General features: G+C 44.6%; 23 protein-coding genes. 8 read left to right on the top strand and 15 right to left on the bottom strand.

Translation table 11 applies throughout. From position 1 onward, the window contains the following. Positions 1-42 precede the first annotated feature (42 nt). The 5 genes from QZZ22_RS10685 to QZZ22_RS10665 form a co-directional block, all read right to left on the bottom strand. Complete coding sequence (locus QZZ22_RS10685; protein WP_292464649.1) at positions 43-876, bottom strand: NAD(+)/NADH kinase; 834 nt, start codon at positions 874-876, stop codon at positions 43-45. Further along, entirely contained in the window at positions 866-1,681 is an 816-nt protein-coding gene (locus tag QZZ22_RS10680; RefSeq protein ID WP_292464647.1) for a bifunctional fructose-bisphosphatase/inositol-phosphate phosphatase, read from the bottom strand. Before QZZ22_RS10680 ends, QZZ22_RS10685 begins: the two co-directional genes overlap by 11 nt. A 14-nt stretch (positions 1,682-1,695) precedes the next feature. After that, positions 1,696-2,703, bottom strand: a complete 1,008-nt coding sequence (locus QZZ22_RS10675; protein WP_292464645.1) for a type II glyceraldehyde-3-phosphate dehydrogenase — start codon at positions 2,701-2,703, stop codon at positions 1,696-1,698. Between the two features lie 110 nt (positions 2,704-2,813). Continuing rightward, positions 2,814-3,002, bottom strand: coding sequence for a CooT family nickel-binding protein (locus tag QZZ22_RS10670; protein ID WP_292464643.1), 189 nt, complete (start codon positions 3,000-3,002; stop codon positions 2,814-2,816). A gap of 12 nt (positions 3,003-3,014) precedes the next feature. Continuing rightward, complete coding sequence (locus tag QZZ22_RS10665) at positions 3,015-3,890, bottom strand: ARMT1-like domain-containing protein (protein WP_292464642.1); 876 nt, start codon at positions 3,888-3,890, stop codon at positions 3,015-3,017. Between the two features lie 181 nt (positions 3,891-4,071). Between QZZ22_RS10665 and QZZ22_RS10660 the strand changes: the two genes are divergently transcribed. The 7 genes from QZZ22_RS10660 to QZZ22_RS10630 all read left to right on the top strand — a co-directional run bounded on the left by QZZ22_RS10660 (position 4,072) and on the right by QZZ22_RS10630 (position 9,653). Next, entirely contained in the window at positions 4,072-5,019 is a 948-nt protein-coding gene (locus QZZ22_RS10660; protein ID WP_292464640.1) for a calcium/sodium antiporter, read from the top strand. A gap of 60 nt (positions 5,020-5,079) precedes the next feature. Beyond that, positions 5,080-5,529, top strand: a complete 450-nt coding sequence (locus QZZ22_RS10655) for a membrane-binding protein (RefSeq protein WP_292464638.1) — start codon at positions 5,080-5,082, stop codon at positions 5,527-5,529. A 114-nt stretch (positions 5,530-5,643) separates the two neighbouring features. After that, positions 5,644-6,201, top strand: coding sequence for a CBS domain-containing protein (locus tag QZZ22_RS10650; protein WP_292464636.1), 558 nt, complete (start codon positions 5,644-5,646; stop codon positions 6,199-6,201). A gap of 204 nt (positions 6,202-6,405) precedes the next feature. Beyond that, positions 6,406-7,560 (top strand): alanine--glyoxylate aminotransferase family protein, encoded by a 1,155-nt coding sequence (locus tag QZZ22_RS10645; protein ID WP_292464634.1) that lies wholly within the window; start codon positions 6,406-6,408, stop codon positions 7,558-7,560. Between the two features lie 13 nt (positions 7,561-7,573). Continuing rightward, positions 7,574-8,038, top strand: a complete 465-nt coding sequence (gene ribC, locus QZZ22_RS10640; protein WP_292464632.1) for a riboflavin synthase — start codon at positions 7,574-7,576, stop codon at positions 8,036-8,038. A gap of 23 nt (positions 8,039-8,061) precedes the next feature. Further along, positions 8,062-8,466 carry a 6,7-dimethyl-8-ribityllumazine synthase gene (gene ribH / locus QZZ22_RS10635; protein WP_292464631.1) on the top strand — a complete coding sequence of 135 codons (405 nt, stop codon included), beginning with the start codon at positions 8,062-8,064 and terminating at the stop codon, positions 8,464-8,466. Between the two features lie 44 nt (positions 8,467-8,510). Continuing rightward, on the top strand, positions 8,511-9,653 hold the full coding sequence (locus QZZ22_RS10630) for a pyridoxal phosphate-dependent aminotransferase (RefSeq protein ID WP_292464630.1): 1,143 nt from the start codon (positions 8,511-8,513) through the stop codon (positions 9,651-9,653). Between the two features lie 54 nt (positions 9,654-9,707). On the opposite strand, the gene QZZ22_RS10625 is transcribed toward QZZ22_RS10630, so the two are convergent. The 5 genes from QZZ22_RS10625 to QZZ22_RS10605 form a co-directional block, all read right to left on the bottom strand. Further along, positions 9,708-10,145 carry an FAD synthase gene (locus QZZ22_RS10625; protein ID WP_292464629.1) on the bottom strand — a complete coding sequence of 146 codons (438 nt, stop codon included), beginning with the start codon at positions 10,143-10,145 and terminating at the stop codon, positions 9,708-9,710. A gap of 160 nt (positions 10,146-10,305) precedes the next feature. Beyond that, positions 10,306-10,542: a cytochrome b5 domain-containing protein gene (locus QZZ22_RS10620; RefSeq protein ID WP_292464628.1), complete on the bottom strand. Its 237-nt coding sequence runs from the start codon at positions 10,540-10,542 to the stop codon at positions 10,306-10,308. Positions 10,543-10,598: 56 nt separating this feature from the next. Continuing rightward, positions 10,599-11,105 carry a peptide-methionine (S)-S-oxide reductase MsrA gene (msrA, locus tag QZZ22_RS10615; RefSeq protein ID WP_292464811.1) on the bottom strand — a complete coding sequence of 169 codons (507 nt, stop codon included), beginning with the start codon at positions 11,103-11,105 and terminating at the stop codon, positions 10,599-10,601. Between the two features lie 167 nt (positions 11,106-11,272). Continuing rightward, positions 11,273-12,079 (bottom strand): DUF1638 domain-containing protein, encoded by an 807-nt coding sequence (locus tag QZZ22_RS10610; protein ID WP_292464627.1) that lies wholly within the window; start codon positions 12,077-12,079, stop codon positions 11,273-11,275. A 74-nt stretch (positions 12,080-12,153) separates the two neighbouring features. Beyond that, the gene (locus tag QZZ22_RS10605) at positions 12,154-12,279 is read right to left on the bottom strand and encodes a hypothetical protein (RefSeq protein ID WP_292464626.1); all 126 of its coding nucleotides are present in this window, start codon (positions 12,277-12,279) and stop codon (positions 12,154-12,156) included. 362 nt (positions 12,280-12,641) lie between these two features. Here QZZ22_RS10605 and QZZ22_RS10600 point away from each other — a divergent pair, with 362 nt between their 5' ends. Continuing rightward, on the top strand, positions 12,642-13,139 hold the full coding sequence (locus tag QZZ22_RS10600) for a GNAT family N-acetyltransferase (RefSeq protein ID WP_292464625.1): 498 nt from the start codon (positions 12,642-12,644) through the stop codon (positions 13,137-13,139). A gap of 205 nt (positions 13,140-13,344) precedes the next feature. Here the strand turns inward: QZZ22_RS10600 and QZZ22_RS10595 are convergent, their stop codons facing one another. From QZZ22_RS10595 to QZZ22_RS10575, 5 genes are all read right to left on the bottom strand, one after another. After that, positions 13,345-15,030 (bottom strand): fasciclin domain-containing protein, encoded by a 1,686-nt coding sequence (locus QZZ22_RS10595; RefSeq protein WP_292464624.1) that lies wholly within the window; start codon positions 15,028-15,030, stop codon positions 13,345-13,347. 245 nt (positions 15,031-15,275) lie between these two features. Then, positions 15,276-15,587 (bottom strand): hypothetical protein, encoded by a 312-nt coding sequence (locus QZZ22_RS10590; RefSeq protein WP_292464622.1) that lies wholly within the window; start codon positions 15,585-15,587, stop codon positions 15,276-15,278. Positions 15,588-15,879: 292 nt separating this feature from the next. After that, positions 15,880-16,746 (bottom strand): glycine betaine ABC transporter substrate-binding protein, encoded by an 867-nt coding sequence (locus QZZ22_RS10585; RefSeq protein WP_292464621.1) that lies wholly within the window; start codon positions 16,744-16,746, stop codon positions 15,880-15,882. Between the two features lie 55 nt (positions 16,747-16,801). Beyond that, on the bottom strand, positions 16,802-17,635 hold the full coding sequence (locus QZZ22_RS10580) for a proline/glycine betaine ABC transporter permease (protein ID WP_292464620.1): 834 nt from the start codon (positions 17,633-17,635) through the stop codon (positions 16,802-16,804). Further along, positions 17,635-18,759, bottom strand: coding sequence for a glycine betaine/L-proline ABC transporter ATP-binding protein (locus QZZ22_RS10575; protein ID WP_292464619.1), 1,125 nt, complete (start codon positions 18,757-18,759; stop codon positions 17,635-17,637). Before QZZ22_RS10575 ends, QZZ22_RS10580 begins: the two co-directional genes overlap by 1 nt. Positions 18,760-18,826 lie beyond the last annotated feature (67 nt).

The following is an 18,826-nucleotide window of genomic DNA, read 5'->3' as shown; positions in this document are numbered from 1 at the left end:
AGTTGCGCGCATGTGTGTAGTTATACTTCGCACTTAAAATGCCTATGTAAGTTTGCTCTGGACTTTTTCATAAAACCCGTTAACAGAACTGCTGACAAACCTTGCAGGATTCTTTGCTCTTGTAAGGGTGACAACATCGTTAGCTTTTATGCTGTAAGAGTGCTGTCCGTCAATGACTACCACTGCTTCTTTTTCAGGGATTATCATCTCTACTTTGATGGTACTGGTAGCCGGGACCACCCAAGGTCTGGCAGAAAGTTTGAAAGGTGCCAGGGGTACTATCAGGGTGGCGTTAACTCTTGGGTCAACTATGGGGCCGCCTGCGCTCATCGCATAAGCTGTCGACCCGGTGGGGGTCGCAATGACTACTCCGTCAGCCCGGATCACCTCCATCAGCGACTCATCCAGTGATACTCGGAAAGTGAGTATCTTTGCAGGCCTTGCAGTGATAAGCACAACTTCATTGGTTGCAGGAGGTAGTGTTTCCGAATTGAATGACACATCCAGTCGGCTGCGTTCTGTGTATGTGAATCCTCTCAGTACATCCTCGATTGCGGCGATGGCTTCTCCGGGCTGCACATCAACAAGAAATCCCAATGTGCCCATATTTATTCCCAGGACAGGTAGTGGATCTTCCATCTTCGAAATATTGCGCAGTACGGTTCCATCTCCACCGATGGAGATGATTAACTCTGCTCCGACACTTCTCATATTCTCAACAGGGACAGCCAGGTTACTTTTTCCCAGGTGTTCCGCGGTTTTGGTAGACAGCACAATTTCGACTCTTTTCTCAAAGTTCTTCAAAATTGTCCCTGCCATCTCCAAAGCTTCCAGGTTATCATAGCGTGATACAATACCAATCTTTTTAACCGTCATGCGAACTCCCTGTTAAAAGCTTCAATATCTCTTCATGTGCATACCCATTGGATGCAACCATGTGCACTCTATTTATGATGCTGTCTTCAAGATGCAGAGGAGCACCGGAACCATCAGTGACAACCCCTCCTGCCTCTTCTATTATCAATTTGCCGGCTGCAACGTCAGTCAGGCGCAGTGACCCTCTTACGTCGATGAATGCATCGAACTTCCCTGCAGCTGTGTAGCACAATTCAAGAGCCACGCTCCCAAGTATTCGAATTCTTCTGACCTTTCTGCAAAGCATGGTGGTTTCTTTGACGTGGGGCCTGTAACCATAGATACTTACACAGAATTTACTTATGTCCGGCTTATTAGATATTCCTATTCTTCTTGAATTAAGGAACGCACCTTCTCCCATAGATGCATGAAATATATCGCCTGTTGCGAGGTTCTTTACATATCCGAAACATACATCTTCATCTGACGCGCACTTAAATGCGAGTGATATGCTGTAGAATGGAATCCCGAAGCATGCATTGTAGGTCCCGTCAATGGGGTCCACTATAATAGTATACTGGGGAGAACTGCCTATTATCTTTTCACCGCACTCCTCACTGAGAACCCTTATAGGTTGCCTTTCTTCTGAAAGTATTTCCAGGACTACTCTTTCAGCGATGTCATCAATAACTTTTGTGGGGGTGCCGTCAGCACCCATGTATAAAGTATCGCTGGCGTGGAGTGTTCCCACAATATCCTTAATACTGTTCTGGACAGCATCAGCTATCCTGTTGCTCAGTCCCAGAAAATGATTCGTATTCCCCATAAAGATAATGGGTATCAGAAACCCATTGCCTTGTTGGTCTTAGCTACAGATCTTGCGCCGTCCTTCTCAAGTTCTGTCATGGCACGGATCGCATCTATGTTCTCCGGGATCACAATAGATTCCTGATGGATAGCCTGGAAGAAATAGAGTTCTCCTTCGTGCATTGTGATGGAGTCATCCCACACACAGTTCTCCCACATATCGTTCCTCGGGCGTCCAAGATCCCTGCCAAGCTCTATTATCTCGGCAGTGGAGTTAATACCTTGCCCTATAAGCCTTATGCGGGACTGCCTCTCAAAGATGCTCCTGACATCAGCCGCAGAGCATTCTTTTCCGAGCTCGATGTTGAGTGTGTGCACATGCATGAGCGTCGTAGGGAGTTTTACTGCCGTCGAAACTATATTGATGTGAGGCATGATTGTCTTGACATCCGGGCCATGGTGTGACGGGAGTTTTATGGGGTTTGGAACAATCGCATTAATAGGTCCCTTCTTTATATCTCCCGGATCAGCTGCTCTTCTCATCAACGTGACCCTTACCTTGTTGACACCGAATTGCTGGTCAAGGGGATGGAGTACCCTGCAAAGGCCTGTTGTGTTGCACGAGACCACCCTTACAAAGTCCTTTCCGAAAGCCTCTTCATAATTAGATGATGCATTAAAAGAGACTCCTGCTAATTCATGTTCTTCCCCGCCCTGCCATATGGCCTTGACGCCAGCCTTCTCATATAGGCTTTTGTTTTCCTCACCTACGCCACCCGGGGTACAGTCAACCACAATGTCTGCATTTGTAACCATATCTTCGATGCTGCCAGCCACAGGTATTCCGGCTTTTTTCATTGCATCCATCTTGTCTGCAAGAGTATAAACAGGATAACCCTTCTGGTGTGCAAGCTGGGTCTCAAAGTTAGGTCTGGTCTTGGAAATACCTATGACTTCCATATCGTCCTGCAGGCTCACAGCGTCTGCAACTCTTTTACCTATGGTACCGTAACCATTTATAGCCACTTTTACTTTCGACATCTCTTGTCCCTTCCGTTTAGTATTTGACATATTGATGTTTTGTAATCAGAAATCAAAACCCGTTTCTGTATTTTAAGTCTTCCAGAATACAAATTTTTTGAATGGGTATATCATTTTCCAAGTATTATAGTTTCCCCTTTTGAAAAGTCGACCTCTTTTATAGAACCTGTTACGGTTTCCTTCTCACCAAGGATGCTATAAAGCTCGATAGAATCACCCACAACAACCATCTTTGTAACGGACTCCATAATTGTCTTACGCTCGCCTTCTTTCAGGAGTACCACTTTCAGTTCACACATTTCCTTACCTCCTTATTCGAATACCCTGGCAACTGAGCATCCCAGCGGAGCACCGATGTCCTCGCCCACAGGATCGCATTTAACCTTTAGTAAGTATGCTATAGGCCTATAACTCTCTTCTGACATGGTCTCGTAGTTGGCCATACCCTTACTAATGATAAGAGATGCATTTGCAAGTGCCTCTTTAAGTTCTGCCGGTGCCTCCTCCATGCAGACACCGATGGCATTTGAGCCGGTGGTAAGCACATGATCTACTTTTTGCGCGAGTTCGAAACGCTCAACGTCTTCCATGGTGGCATCATTCAGGATGGGGGCACCGCGTACGACCAGCGTGATCTTCCCGCCCATCTTCCTGATAATTTCAAACACCAGCGTATCGATAAGTATCTCTCCACAGTTGTCCGCAAGGTAAACCACATTGTCCAGTCTGCAAAGCATTTTCTCTGTATCGTCGACGTCCAGCCCGCGCTTGAAATGTTCAGTAAATGTCTTTTCGAAGATGTCTATAGGCACATCCAGTCCCATAACTCCATAATCAAAATAATTTCCGATGACTGCTGCAAGTACAGCACGTTTGAAAGTGGCTGCATCATCGCAGTCCCCGTTGAACACGTGAGACCTTATAACGGGAAGGAAGCGTTCTGCAGTCCTGCTGCTCAGTTCTTTTTTTTCCCTGTAAGGATCATTGTCATTGAGTATCTCGTAGGCTTTCCGGTGCATGACTGTGGAAAGGGCTGCAGCAGGCATGCCGGGTGTATAGATGCTGTTAAGGACTTCTATTCCACCCTGAATCGCCTTGTGGGTCAGTTCTTTATCGTTTGTGGATAGTTCCGCTTCCAGGTGTATCCTTGAGAGCAGACAGTATGTGCATCGCGGGTGGACTTTCATTGGATCATCTCTGTTGTCACTAACTTAAATTGCGTATTCTAAGTGAATTTAGTACAACCCTGCTAATATCAGGAATGATAAAAAAGCTTTGTGTGTTTCTTAGAGGGCAAGCTTACATCATTGTAACAGGATGCTCAACATGGGGCATGTTTAAATTGACATAGTATCTATTACCTGTCTCATGGTGCTGGAAACTGTCGTATTGCTCATCTTAAGTCTGTTGATGATAACCAAAGGAGCGGATTGGTTCGTGGAATCCGCAGTCTCGATCTCTGAAAAGAGCGGCATTCCCAAGATTATTGTAGGAGCTACGATCGTAAGTCTTGCCACAACATCTCCTGAGTTTGCTGTATCTGCAACAGCTGCTTACATGGGGCATGTTGACCTTTCAGTAGGCAATGCAGTTGGCTCTGCTATATGTAACATTGGCCTGATACTGGGTCTGATAGTTGCTATCAGAGCTATACCCATTGACAAGCATAGCTTTATTCGCAAGGGCGCTTTTATGGTGATATCAGCGGTCATGCTCATCCTGACAACCCTTGATGGGAAACTTTCAGCAATCGACGGCCTGCTACTTCTTATTGTTTTCATGGGCTTTATGTATTACAATTATAAGTTACAGCGAGCGATATTTGATGGAAATGAGAATAAACGTGAGCGTACACCACTGCATGAAATGAAGCGAGATGTCCTTTTTTTTGCTACAGGTGCCCTCATGGTCGTTATAGGCAGTAATATCCTTGTTGACGCAGGCATTGCTATAGCTGAGTGGCTGGGAGTGCCACAGATGCTTATCGGTCTGACACTGGTAGCTCTTGGAACCTCTCTGCCTGAGTTGATAACTGCGGTCTCATCTCTCCTGAAAGGTCATCAGGATATTTCCATAGGTAATATTCTGGGTGCGAACATAATGGATATTACTCTTGTCCTTGGTGTATCATCTCAAATAAGGGCGCTGGAAATCCTGCCGCAATCCTTGATGTATGATTTCCCCATAATGCTACTGATAATGGTGCTTCTGGTCATCTTTGGTATTACCAAAAGGAAGCTGGAGAGATGGGAAGGTGGCCTGCTCATGGGGGTGTACTTCGCATATATTGCCGGCCTTTTCTTATATTTCAGGTGACTCTGTGAATAAATCGATACCTTTAAATCCATCCAGTTCAGAGCATTAACCGTGGTTATTATGCAAACAAAATGGTTATTTGTTCTGACAATAGTTGTCCTTGCAATGGCGACATCCGGTTGTACGGATAGCGATGATGAAACGGTGACGTATGAGGAAGATGGTGTAACGGTCGAATACACTGCATCCGCAGATAGTGAGGACGATTGGTGTCCCGTGGGAAGCTCCTGGGCATCATCGAACCCCGGCACGGGTGAAGATGTCTCTATGATGATTACCGGGACTGAGGAGATTGACGGAGTGCAGATGTGCAAGGCCGAATTCAACTCCAACAATCCTGATGATGAATATGCCAGGATATACTACATGTGGTCTGAGGACAGTGAGAGATTCAGCTGGAAATACTACAATGCAGATGGCGATCTGGTCAGCGAGATGACCATGAAGGAAGGACAGATGAGACTTGTTGACGAGGATGGTACTGTCACAGAGATCAATACGAATTCCTAAAACTGCCGTTCATTTCCGGCATATTTTTTCAATTATACACAACTTTAATCTCTTTTTTTATCTTTTATTCAAAAAGTAATGGCTTAAATATTATAATAACTATCAGTAATAATTATGCAACTTCCTACACCTGATGAGATAAAACAAAAAAGGGTAGAACTGAGCCTGACCCAGAGTGACCTCGCAAAACGCGCGGGAGTCAGCCAGCCTTTGATAGCACGCATAGAGTCAGGGGATGTAGATCCGCGATTATCTACTCTCCGGAAGATAATTGAGGTGTTCGAAGACGCAGAAAAAGAGGATGTCCTGGTGGTAAACATCATGAACACCGATGTGATCTCAGTTTCTCCGGAAGAACATGTAGATGCTGCTGTACAGATAATGGGCAAGTATCATATTTCCCAGATACCGGTCATATCCAATGGGGTTCCGGTGGGTAGCATCTCTGAGGAGATGGTCGTGAGGTCCCTGGCTGATAAAAAGAAAGCTATGGTCTCGCAGATGATGATCAAGGAAATGATGGGTGATTCATTTCCGACTGTTTCCCCCAATGCTGATATTAAGGTAATATCCCATATCCTTGAAAAGAACCCTGCGGTCCTGGTACTTGAAAAAGGCCAGGTAGTAGGGGTTGTTACCAAGCATGATGTGATGCAGATGCTCAACGGATGATCCTTTGGAAAGTATGCATCGGATATCCGGGAACAATATATTAAAACAAGGCCGGTCAGGATTATATAATAGTCTTACATAATCAGGCAGATATTGCACTGCCCTTTAAGGGTCAGGATACTATCTATAATCTATCTACGCCTTACCCGGTTTAATTACAGGATATATATTTATTACGCTTTCACAAAAAATCAGGAGATTTGCATGGAACTAGAAGATACATTACTTATGATGCCCGGACCTGTTCCTGTGGCACCGCGTGTTCTGCGGGCGATGTCAAAGCCCATGATCAACCATAGAAGTCCGGAATTTGCAGCCATGTACGATGACTGCCGTGATATAATGGCGGATGTCTTCAAAACCAAGAGCGATATCTTTGTCATAAGCGGCTCTGGCTCGGCAGGCATGGAAGCTGCTGTCGGATGCACTGTGGGTAGCCAGGATACGGTGGTCACTCTGGAGAACGGTAAGTTTGGTGAGAGATTCAAAAGCATTGCGTCAAGATATGGAAAGGTCAATGCTGTCAAGGCCGAATGGGGTCACTCGTTCGATCTGGACGAAGTCGAGAAGAAGCTTGAGGAAGGCGCAAAAGCTCTCACCCTTGTACACAATGAGACCTCTGCAGGTATCCTTAACCCTGCAAAGGAAATAGGCAAACTCACAAAGAAGCACGATGCCCTCTTTATCATGGATGGTATAACCTCCATTGGCGGTGATGATGTAAGGATCGATGAGTGGGGCGTTGACATTGCTGTGACCGGCTCCCAGAAATGCATAGCTGCTCCGCCAGGGCTCGCTATGGTGTCTGTGAACGAACGCGCTTTTGAGGCAATGAAGGGCATGGAACGGATGCCATACTACCTTGACCTTAAGGCATACAAGAAGAGTGCTGATAAGGATAGCACCCAGACCCCATATACTCCTGCAGTCTCTCTGTTCTTTGCGCTCCAGGAATCCCTCCACATTGTTAAGGAAGAGGGTATGGAAGCAAGGATCAATCGTCACGTCACCGAAGGAAATGCAGTGCGTGCAGCCATGAAGGCTCTGGATATCGATATGTTCCCTGATCTTAAAGGGGAAACCCGGTACTCCAATACGGTCTCTGCAATGAAGGCGCCACAGGGTGTCAGTGGCGACGATATCAAGAAAGACATGAAAGCCAGGGGAATTATAATCGCCGGTGGCCAGGACCAGCTCAGTGGTAAGATATTCAGGATTGGTAACATGGGCAACGTCATGCCCAAGGATGTTATGCTGACTATCCAGCAGCTTGAGGTAGTGCTCAGGAAGAGGGGCGTTATCCCTGAACTTGGAGCAGGACTGGAAGCTGCAAGCGAGGTGCTTGACACCCTGCTTTAGATTCAAGGTGAACATGCCGATAATCGGAGTTGTCGATACAACATTTGCGCGCTTCAATATGGGCAAGGCTGCGGTGGATGAGATCCAGAAGACTGTTTCTGTGAAGATCATTCGCCGCACGGTTCCGGGCGTTAAGGACCTGCCTGTGGCAGCCAAGAAACTCATAGAAGAAGAAGGCTGTGACATTATCATGGCTCTTGGCATGCCCGGCTCAAAGCCGACTGACAAGGTCTGTGCACATGAAGCATCCACCGGGATAATCCAGGCGCAGCTCATGACAAACACTCATATCATAGAGGTCTTTGTGCATGAAGATGAAGCAAAGGATGCAAAAGAACTTGCTTTTCTGATGGAGCAGCGTTCTCGGGAGCATGCTCTCAATGTTGTCAAGATGCTGTTCAAACCTGAACAGATGATCAAGGAAGCAGGAACGGGGCAGCGCCAGGGATTTGAGGATGTCGGGCCTGCTAGAGTTTAAATTGGGATACAGCAGTGATTGATATGACCATTAAATTGGGATTTGTAATAGCCGAATTCAACAGGGACCTTACCTACCAGATGGAATTGCTTGGTGAGGAACATGCAAAGTTCCTCGGAGCCGAGGTAGTGGCAAAGATACTGGTGCCAGGCGTATATGATATGCCTCTCGCGATCAAGAAATTGTGCGAAAGGAAAGATATCGATGCAGTGGTTACCATGGGAATAGTAATTGAGGGTGCCACGCAGCACGATGAGATAGTTGTCCAGCAAGCAGCGAGGAAGATAACTGACCTGTCCCTGGAATATAACAAACCGGTGACCCTGGGAATCGCGGGACCCGGTATGACAAGAATGGAAGCTCACGAACGTGTTGATTATGGAAAACGCGCAGTTGAAGCTGCTGTCAAACTTATCCAGCGCCTTTGATCAAAAGATAGGTTTAAATATTATGTAATAGGGTAATGATTTCCATGGGATCATCAAGGCTAAAAAGGGTGGAAGAATCTGCAACTATAAAAGTTGCAAATATGGCTACAAAATTAAGACAACAGGGCGTGGATGTCGTCAGTTTCAGTCTGGGTGAGCCTGATTTTGATACTCCTGAACACATCTGTGAAGCTGCATGCCAGGCGATGTACCGGGGTGAGACCCATTACACACCTCCTGCCGGTATTCCTGAACTCCGGGAGGCTATCGCCGAAAAGCTCCGGACTGAAAACAAGCTTGACGTAAAAGGGTCAGATGTGCTTGTAACTCCGGGAGCGAAGCAGGCTATCTTTGAAGTAATGCTGACAGTCCTCGATGATGGAGATGAGGCAATTCTTTTTGATCCCGCCTGGGTTTCCTATGATTCTGCCGTTAAGTTCGCAGGTGCGAATCCTGTATGGGTGCCCACTGATGCCAATGACCGTTTTAAGCCTCAGGACCTTGAAGAATATATTACTGACAAGACCCGCTTAATAGTTGTCAATAGCCCCGGTAATCCTACAGGTGCCGTATATGACAGGCAGACTCTGAAGAATATTGCGGACCTGGCCATTGATCATGATCTTCTCGTACTTTCGGATGAGATATACGAGAAAATCATCTATGATAAGGAACATCTGAGCATCGGCTCAATGGAGGGCATGCATGACCGGACCATTACAGTCAATGGTTTCTCCAAAGCCTATGCAATGACTGGCTGGAGATTGGGTTATGTATGCGCCAGGCCTGATATATTCGAAGGCATGCTCAAGATCCAGTCACACTCTGTCAGTAATACGACCACTTTTGTGCAGCACGGGGGAGTAGCTGCCCTAAAAGGCCCACAGGAGCCACTGGCAGAAATGGTTAATAAGTTCAAAGCCAGGCGCAATCTCCTGATAGAAGAGCTTTATGGTATGGGGATCAAATGTCAGATGCCTGACGGAGCATTCTATGCATTTGCTGATGTAAGTGAGTTCGGAGACGGTGATAAGGTAGCTGAGAAACTTCTTATGGACGCACATGTTGCAGTAACTGCAGGTTCAGCTTTCGGGGAAAGCGGCAGGAATTTCATAAGAATGTCCTATGCGACATCACAGGATCGCATAAAAGAAGGAATTGCAAGAATTGAAGATGCGCTGATCTGATCCTCTGTTCCTTTTTTTTTAAATCATGTGTCCTATTAGATAACTGTAATGCCATCAGGACATTTTCCCATAGCGTTCCAGTATCTTTTTAATTATTTTCCCTGTACTGCATAATGGGCAGGTCTTTGAATCACTGATACGCACGACCTTGGCATTGATCTTTAGTTCACGTAATTCAGTTTCCAGTTTCAGGATATCGAATGTCTGATCATATCCGAGTGCGATGATATCGGGTCTTATCTCCATGACCGGCTCGAACATGTTCTTTTCGCTCCCCAGCACAGCGTTGTCAACGACCTTGAGTGCATTTACCATCTTCAGTCTTTGCTCCTCCGGAATGATCGGTTTTGGCTTGTGCCTGACCATGGATTCCCTTGCAACTATTACAAATAGTTCGTCTCCCAGCTCACGTGCTTTGCTAAGGAAAAGGATGTGTCCCGGATGAAGTATATCAAAAGTTCCTGTTGCAAGTACTTTTACCAAAAGTATCACCTCTCAAATGCACTCTATGAAGCCGGTCACTTATAAAAAACACTCGCTGATACTGTAGTACCAGAGCAGTTCGCAAGGAAAGCATCTCCAGGATGTCAGTTCCAAGGTTGTAGCTCTGTGCTAAAGCCACATTGCACTAAAAAAGAATTGATTCAAAAAATTATTTCTTAATGACTCCTACAATCTTGAAATTTTCAAGTGAATCGGATTCGTGTGGAGCTTCCATATCAAGGTCTTCCGTCAGATCCAAACCTGCTTCGTGAAGTCCCATATGTTCACCACTATCCCAGAAATCACTCTCTGTGACATCATACACTTTACCTGAGTAGATAATGTAAGCTTTCTGGCCATTTTTTCCGTTATATTTTGCAACTTCTTCAAGTGTAAATTCTTCCATATCCTCACCACCTACACATTTTCTTTTTAGCTTATAGGCTTTTGGGTACCCTTAAATTATATAGGGCATCCGCCAGACCCTCCGGACTTCTCTATGTATTGCTGGTGATATTCCTCAGCACGATAAAACCTGCCTGCAGGAACTATTTCGGTAACAATGCCTTTCTTATACTGGCCTGATTTCTGAAGGTTGATCTTAGATGCAATAGCTGCATTCTCCTGTTCATCGGTATGATAGAATATTGCCGATCTGTATTGGCTTCCGACGTCAGGTCCCTGTCTGTTGGGTGTTGTAGGATCATGCAGTGCCCAGAAAAGGTCTAACAGTTTGTCATAGGAAACCACGGTAGGATCGAAGATGACCTCAACAGCCTCGGCATGGCCTGTTTGACCGCTGCACACATCTTTGTATGTAGGATCAGCAAAGTCCCCGCCGGTATAGCCGACTTGCGTATACTTCACACCTTTTACTTTCCTGAAAGTCTCTTCAACTCCCCAGAAACATCCTGCCGCAAAAGTTGCGACCTCGTTTCCTTCTTCGAGTAGTTCTTCCCTTGATTTCATATTATCTCCTATTGAACTGGTAGGCACTATCTTAGGCGGGTCGCATGACATGCCTGCATATGCAAACGCAGCTACCAATAAAATGATCAATACCTTGCCTGTTGTTTTTGCCACTTTCCCCATCTTGGTTCCGACTTCTGGCTAGAAATAAATCTATTCGTTATCGCCTATATATTTTTCCCACATGTTCTATCGGGAATTCCCATTATCTCTTTCATGGATGCATAGCAGGCTCTGAATATTTCCTGATTGCCCTTAATTTCGAGAACCTCAAAGTCAAATATCCGTGCAAATTCCTCTACTTTCTCGTGGAATCTCTTAGTATATTTCAGTCCTGTATCTATTTTTGCAACCCGTTTATAGCCTGTGATCTCGTTCACTTTCCTGAGCATCTTAATTGTCTTCTCAGGATTCTTTGAATCCACTCTCATAATCTCTCTCCAGGAATGAGCATACATTGGAGTAAAGAGAAAGGTTCCCTGGTCTGCGAGCATTTTAAGAGTTTTCAGGTATTCCTCCCCGCCGCCGAGAGTGGCACCTATACAGTCATCAACTATCCTTTTTCCGTCCCTTAGTATACGGATCGGGCATGTTGGTTCCTGATAACTGAAGTCTGTCTCGACTTTGTCCAGCACGTTGCCGCAAAGTCCATAGAACAGGAGGATGCCATCAGAATAACCTGTCATCTGGCTGATTTTTTCATATACCTCAACTTTAAGACTCTTCGGGAACTCATGAAGTGCAAGTTCCACCAGACAGACAACGATCGTGAACTTTCCCGGATTCTCTCTTTGGGAAACAGGAGGAAGCTGCTCTAATGGCAAAAGTGCATATTGGAGGCCGGATGCGTCCATTTTTTCAATTAGGTCTTGCTCTCCTTTGTCCTTCACAATAATTATTTCATCGACTGAATGATCATTTTCAAGCAGATGGACGATCTCATCCTGCAGTATCTTGCATGAAAGTATTGTCATTACAGGCATACCTTATACACTTGCCCTGGATTCATTTCCTGTTACTTCCTTTTCTTATACTTTATTATGTGCACTCATTTATCTCTTTTGAGACTCATACATGCAAAAACCGCAGGAACAGCTACAATACCTACAGGTATTCCTACAAAAGCAGAAAAGAACATCCTGTCTTCTAAGGCTGCTGTTACAAATATTGTCATTGGGGCGGATACAATGGTGCTCAGGAATATCTTTCTTACTAGATCCATGTCTTTAGTTGAGGACAATCAACTGTATCATGTTGTAAGATTCATGCCTGCATACATCAGGACCACCAGATATACGAGAGCCATGCCGAGAACCAGCCATTTACCTCTCATAGATACTCTGTTCATACCATATCACCATTTTCTCCATGTGGGCATTTCCTATATAAATATTATTACACTGCAGGATATGATAGTAATGATAATGATGATTTATTCTTTTAGACCCAAAGTCCCTGATGCAGCAAAAAATTCAACATCAATGTCTGCATGAAATATGGGCATCCACTTTTTAGATTCTATTCGTGGGTGTCAGTATGAGTGAGATAGAAGAAAACAGGCAATTGATAGTCAGACCGGCCAATGAAGATGATGTGACAATGCTGATGCAATTTGTGCAGGCGATCGCAGATTTTGAGAACCTTGGCAACCATGTTGTTTCAACTGAAGCTTCCCTTCGAGAAAACCTCTTCGGGAAAAAGCCTTATGCTGAAGCTGTTATCGCTGAATTGGGAAATGAGCCTGTTGGGTTTGCACTATTCTTCCATAATTTTTCGTCTTTCTTAGGGAGACCGGGTCTTTACATCGAAGATCTCTATGTTTGCCCTCAGTACAGGAACAGCGGAGTTGGCAAGGCACTCATGAAACACTGTGCTCAGGTTGCTATAGAAAGAGACTGTGTAAGGATGGACTGGAATGCGCTGGACTGGAATCCAGCAAGGAAGTTCTATGAGCGTCTGGGAGCACAGGCTCACACAGAGTGGATAATGTATCGCCTGGAAGGCATGGATTTGTTTGAGCTTGCAGATGAATGAGACTAATAGCACCCACAGACTAAGAGTACCGATTACGGATTGTCGGTACAATCCTGTGGAAGCAGGCTATGCCTGACTAAATTCAATTGCTATGTAAAAGGGTGATTCGGAAAAATAGGTAGAAAAGGAGTGAGTATCACTCCCATTTTAACCGAATTTGGAATGCTTCATCCAGATGTGCAGTTGGAACGACAGATAATCAATGTTAATTCACGATTATAACATTATCGTCATCTGGTGTTATCGTATCGTTCATGTCCTCTGTTTCGGTCTCATTTGTTCCTTCAAGCATTGAAGGTGGTAGCATCACCGAGTCAATTACATGTATGATGCCGTTGCTGGCTTCAATATCTGCTGTTGTTACATTAGCATCATTCACCATGACATTCTCGTTTTCGACTGTAACATTGATATCTTCGCCCTGTACCGTTGGCAAGGATTCCATGTCCGCTATGTCACTGGCGTTGTACTCTCCTGAAACTACATGGTATGTCAGGACAGCAGTCAGAGCATCTTCATCCTGTAGTAGTTCATCCAGTGTACCTTCGGGAAGTGCTTCAAAAGCCTCATCTGTTGGAGCAAATACGGTGAAAGGTCCCTCTCCACTCAGCGTTTCGGTAAGGTTTGCCTCATCCAGAGCCATTCCCAGAGTTGAAAATGAACCTGCCTCAGTTGCCGTTTCGACAATATTCATTTGCTCTGTGGCTTCAGATGCTTCACAGAATCCAAGGGTTATCCATGCATTATCGTCGCCCATCTCCCCGATGTTCTGGACGTCTGCTGCAATAACATAACCCTCCTCATTTGGTGAAAGTGCTCCATTCCATTCCTCTGTGAAGGCAATAGTGATTGGACCGGTCATATTCTCAGTTTCAGATACTGTGATCTCTGTTGTGAACTCTCCAAAATCATGCTCCATTTCATCACTCATCATTACAGTGATCATTGTAATGAAGTTCCCGAATGGATTATCATCGGTTTCTTCCCCGGTCTCTGTGAACTCAAGCTCGTTTCCTTCAGCATCAGTTACATTCTCGATCTGGTCCGCAGGTACATTGAGCAAGAGCTTGCCAATCTGAGCGTCCTGGAAATCTTCAAGGGTTTCATTTGCCAGCTCTATTTCAGCAGTGTTCTCTGTCTCATTATCGATGACCAAGGTTGCATTGAGCTGTCCTTCATATGCGCTCTTGTCTTCCTGAACAACGTTCAGATAACAGACAGTTTCCGCCGCTGGCTGCTCTTCTACCGGTGGTTCTTCAACAGGAGTTTCTTCCACAGGTGGTTCTTCCACAGGTGGCTCTTCCACAGGTGGTTCTTCTACAGGTGGTTCTTCCACAGGTTCTTCCTCATCCACTATAGGTGCCGGTGCTTCGCAGAACCCAAGGGTCACCCAGGCACTGTCACCTGCATTTTCTCCAATGTTGCTAATATCAGTTGCTATGAGATATCCTGCATCATTCCTTGGGAATGACTGGTCCCAGGAATCGACCAGATTTATAGTGACTGTAGTCGTGGAGTTAATTTCTGAATCATCAGCTGGCTCAATACTGATATTAAAAGCGCCAAATCCATTTGCTTCTTCACTGACCTCATTTATTTCCCACTCGTTCCCCTCTGCATCAGTTACGCTTTCTATCTGATCAGCGGGAATATTGAGCAATATGGTCTCGATAGTTGCATCAGGGAAAAAACCCAGTGTTTCATCTGTCAGCATCATCTCAGCTGTATATGGGGCTGATGTTGATACGTCCAAACTCACATTCAGATATCCCTCATACTCAATGCTGTCCTCCTGGACATCATTCAGATAACAGGCTGCACTGGCAGATCCAACTGACAGGAGTACCATGACAGCAGCAATCAATGCTATTCTTAACAGACTATTCTTCATATTGTACCACCTACTTTTACTTCTAGTCAGTAGGTTTGTTGCTGGCACGTTATTCTCTTTGCGAAATATTGCTCCAGACATTAAATCCATTAATGGTGATCATAAACGGGAATCCGGATTAATTAAATGCTGCCACTTTAAAATTAATAGGTGACTTTAGAATTAATAAGTAATATTTAAAAAACAAAAAATGTTTGACTTTAAAGTCAAACTGCCTCAAAAGATATAATTGGGAATATATGATATTATTCTACAACAGAATCTTCTTCAGGTACTGTTGCATTCCCGTCTTCAACAGGATTCTCATTTTCATCTTCAGAAGCAACTTCTTCTTCAGAATCAACGACATCGTCCTCTGAAGTCTCATTGACGTCAGCGACCGTCTCATTCATTGCGTCTTCTGATGCATCTTCATCATCAGTTGTCTCGTCAACAACAGTTTCATCGTCAACAATTGTCTCGTCATCAGTTCCTTCGTCAGCTGTGTCCGTACAACCGGAAACTGCCACCAGTCCGATCATAACGAAAACCAAAAGTATACTTAATATTTTCTTCATAACAATTCACCTGTATTCAATATGTTGATACGACAATCAACATAAGGTATATTTTATTTAAGTTTTTCTATTTGATGTTACAACTGCACTCACTAACTCTTGCAATTAGATTAAATGCTGAGCAATTTTTCACGTACGGATCGATTATGTTCTACTAGATTTTATTTTGGAAGAAAAAAGAGTTATTACAGCAGTATAAGATTAATCCAAGTAGTTATTTAATTATTTACAACTAATAAAAGTAACAAGAAAAAGGAACTATATCGAAAAATAGCGTATAAGGGTATAACCCTTATGCACCTATCCACTCATTTACCTTGTCGGGGTTATTGTCAACCCACTTCTGGGCTGCTTCTTCTTCACTCATGCCGCTTTCAAGGTCAACCATTACAGATTGGATATCTTCCTGTGTCCAGTAGAACCTTGATATGATACCATATAGTTCGGGATCGTCTTCCTGAAGTCCTGCACGTGCAAGGGTTGCGACATATTCTTCGCCACCATAGACCATTTCCGGATCTTCAAGGTATTTCAGGTCCCATCGCTCAAATTTCCAGTGAGGACTCCATCCGGTAACCGCAATCCACTCATCATTGGCTATTGCAGTTCTAAGCTCTGTCGCCATGCCTGCGCTGCTGCTGGATACAAGTTCGTATTCAAGATCGTATACCTCAATTGCGTTTTCGGTAGCAGTCATTATACCTGCACCAGGCTCAATACCTGTGATCCTGCCATTGAATTCATCTCTCACATCATTCATTTCTTCAATTGAATCGATGGTTACGTATTCAGGTACAACCAGTCCGATCTTGCAGCCTTCAAGATTAGTTGATACTTCTACAAAATCATCGCCATACTGTTCCATGTAATGTCCATGTGTATGTGGCAACCATGCAGATGTAGTAAAGTCAAACTGTCCATTTGCGAGTCCCTGGTAGAGAGGACCTGCATCTACGGATATGATCTCTACCTCATAGCCTGCCTGTTCAAGTACCTGTTTCATAACATTGGTACTTGCAATCTCGCCGTCCCAAAGCACATAGCCTATTGTAGCTTGCTTTGTATTCTCCAGCGGTTCTTCGTTTCCAACGCATCCTGCAGCCATTAAGATCATAGCCGTCAGAATAACAATAGAAACTATCTTTGTCTTATTATTCATTTTTATCACAACACTATTTATTTAGGGGATAAAAGGGCAAAATACCCTTTGAATGTCATTTTCTGGGAGTAAGGCTCTGTGTGAGCCTGTCAAGGACAATTGCTATGATAACAATCGCCAGTCCTGCCTCAAAACCCTGGCCAATATCGACTCGCTGAATACCTACAAGCACCTGGTATCCTAACCCTCTGGCACCAATCATGGCTGCGATAACAACCATTGACAAGGAAAGCATTATGCACTGGTTGACTCCGGCCATAATGGTCGGGAGGGCGACAGGCAATTCAACTTTAAAGAGTTTCTGTATAGGTGTTGACCCAAAAGCGTCGGCAACTTCTATCAGTTCGATAGGGACCTGTCGGATACCAAGGGTTGTGAGGCGTATAGTGGGGGGCATTGCAAACACTACCGTTGCAACAAGTCCGGGTACATTACCCAGGCCAAAGAATATCACTGCAGGTATCAGATATACAAAGGAAGGCATCGTCTGCATAAAATCCAATGCTGGTTTTATTACATTGAACAATGATCTGTTCTTTGCGGCTATGATACCAAGAGGTATCCCTATAAGGAGGGCCATGAATGCAGAAGACAATACCAGTGCCAGGGTTTCGATAGAAAGCCCCCAGAGGCCCATAATCTCAATAAGCAGGAATCCGGCTGCAGTTCCAATAGTGAGCTTATGGTCGCGCCTTGACACTATATACACAAACATCGAGACAAGAACGATAAATGCTAATGGGGGAAGGAACATCAGCATGTCTCTGAATCCTGTAATAAGTGTACTCACAAAACTACTGAACAAATCTAGAAGGAATCCAAAGTTATCGTCAAACCAATAAACACCTAACTCAACATAATCTCCAATGGGTAAACTTGGTACGACCATTAACTTTCCTCCTCTTTGGTGATAGCAAGTGCCCCGAGTACGCTTCCTCGTACAATGACTCCTTTAAGCTTACCAATATCATCAATAACGGCAAGTGGATATCTGCTCTCAGCTATTACCGGGATTATGTCCTTTACGGGAGTATGGAGTTCAACCTTCTGGAAATCAATAATAAATGCCTCTTCCAGTTTTTTCTTCTCTTTGGAGGCATTCACAGCATGTTCTATCGGTAAGATTCCTTGTAGTATTTTGTTGGAGTCTACCACAAATATGGATGAGATACCATGCTTTTTCATCAACTGCATTGCAACGGTCAGTCCGGAGTTGATAGAAATGAAAGGCTCAGCTCGTTTCATAACATTCTCAGCGGTCAGTATCTTTGTTCTGTCCACACCAGCTACGAATTCTGAAACATAATCGTCTGCCGGGGATGTAAGTATCTCTTCCGGAGTTCCTATCTGAGCGATGTAACCATCCTTCATGATAGCTATCCTGTCTCCCAGTTTAAGCGCTTCGTCAAGATCATGGGACACAAAGACGATAGTCTTTTTCAACTTACTCTGAAGAGCGATGAGCTCATCCTGCATCTCGGACCTTATAAGTGGATCAAGGGCACTGAAAGCCTCATCCATCAGAAGCACGTCGGGGTCGGTTGCAAGAGCCCTTGCAAGCCCGACTCTTTGCTGCATACCTCCGCTAAGTTGGGACGTATTGCTTTGCTCATGTCCCTTCAGGCCTACCTTGTAAATGGCCTCCTCAGCTTTTTCGTAGCGTTCATTTTTTGGGATTCCTTGTATCTCCAGCCCGAACGCCACATTATCGATTACCGTTCTATGGGGCAGCAAAGCAAAACCCTGGAACACCATCGTCATTTTATTCCTGCGAACTTCTCTTAGTTCCTCAGTATCCATGCCTGCTATGTCATCTCCATCAATGAGAATGCTACCGCTTGTGGGAGAAATCAACCTGTTCAGGCAACGCAGCAATGTAGACTTCCCTGATCCAGAGAGTCCCATAAGTACGAAAGTTTCTCCTGCGTAAACATCAAAATTCAAATTGTACAAACCAACGGTCTGCCTGGTCTTTTCAAATATCTCTTGTTTTGTTAATCCGCTCTTGACCAATGAAAGAGCTTTTTGAGGATTCTTTCCAAAAACTTTAACAAGATTCCTTACTTCGATTTTTGTTTCC

The sequence above is a fragment of the Methanolobus sp. genome, from assembly GCF_016278365.1.
Taxonomy (GTDB): domain Archaea; phylum Halobacteriota; class Methanosarcinia; order Methanosarcinales; family Methanosarcinaceae; genus Methanolobus.
The sequence above is the reverse complement of the archived record's forward strand: the minus strand, read 5'-3'. Positions and strand labels throughout refer to the sequence as shown.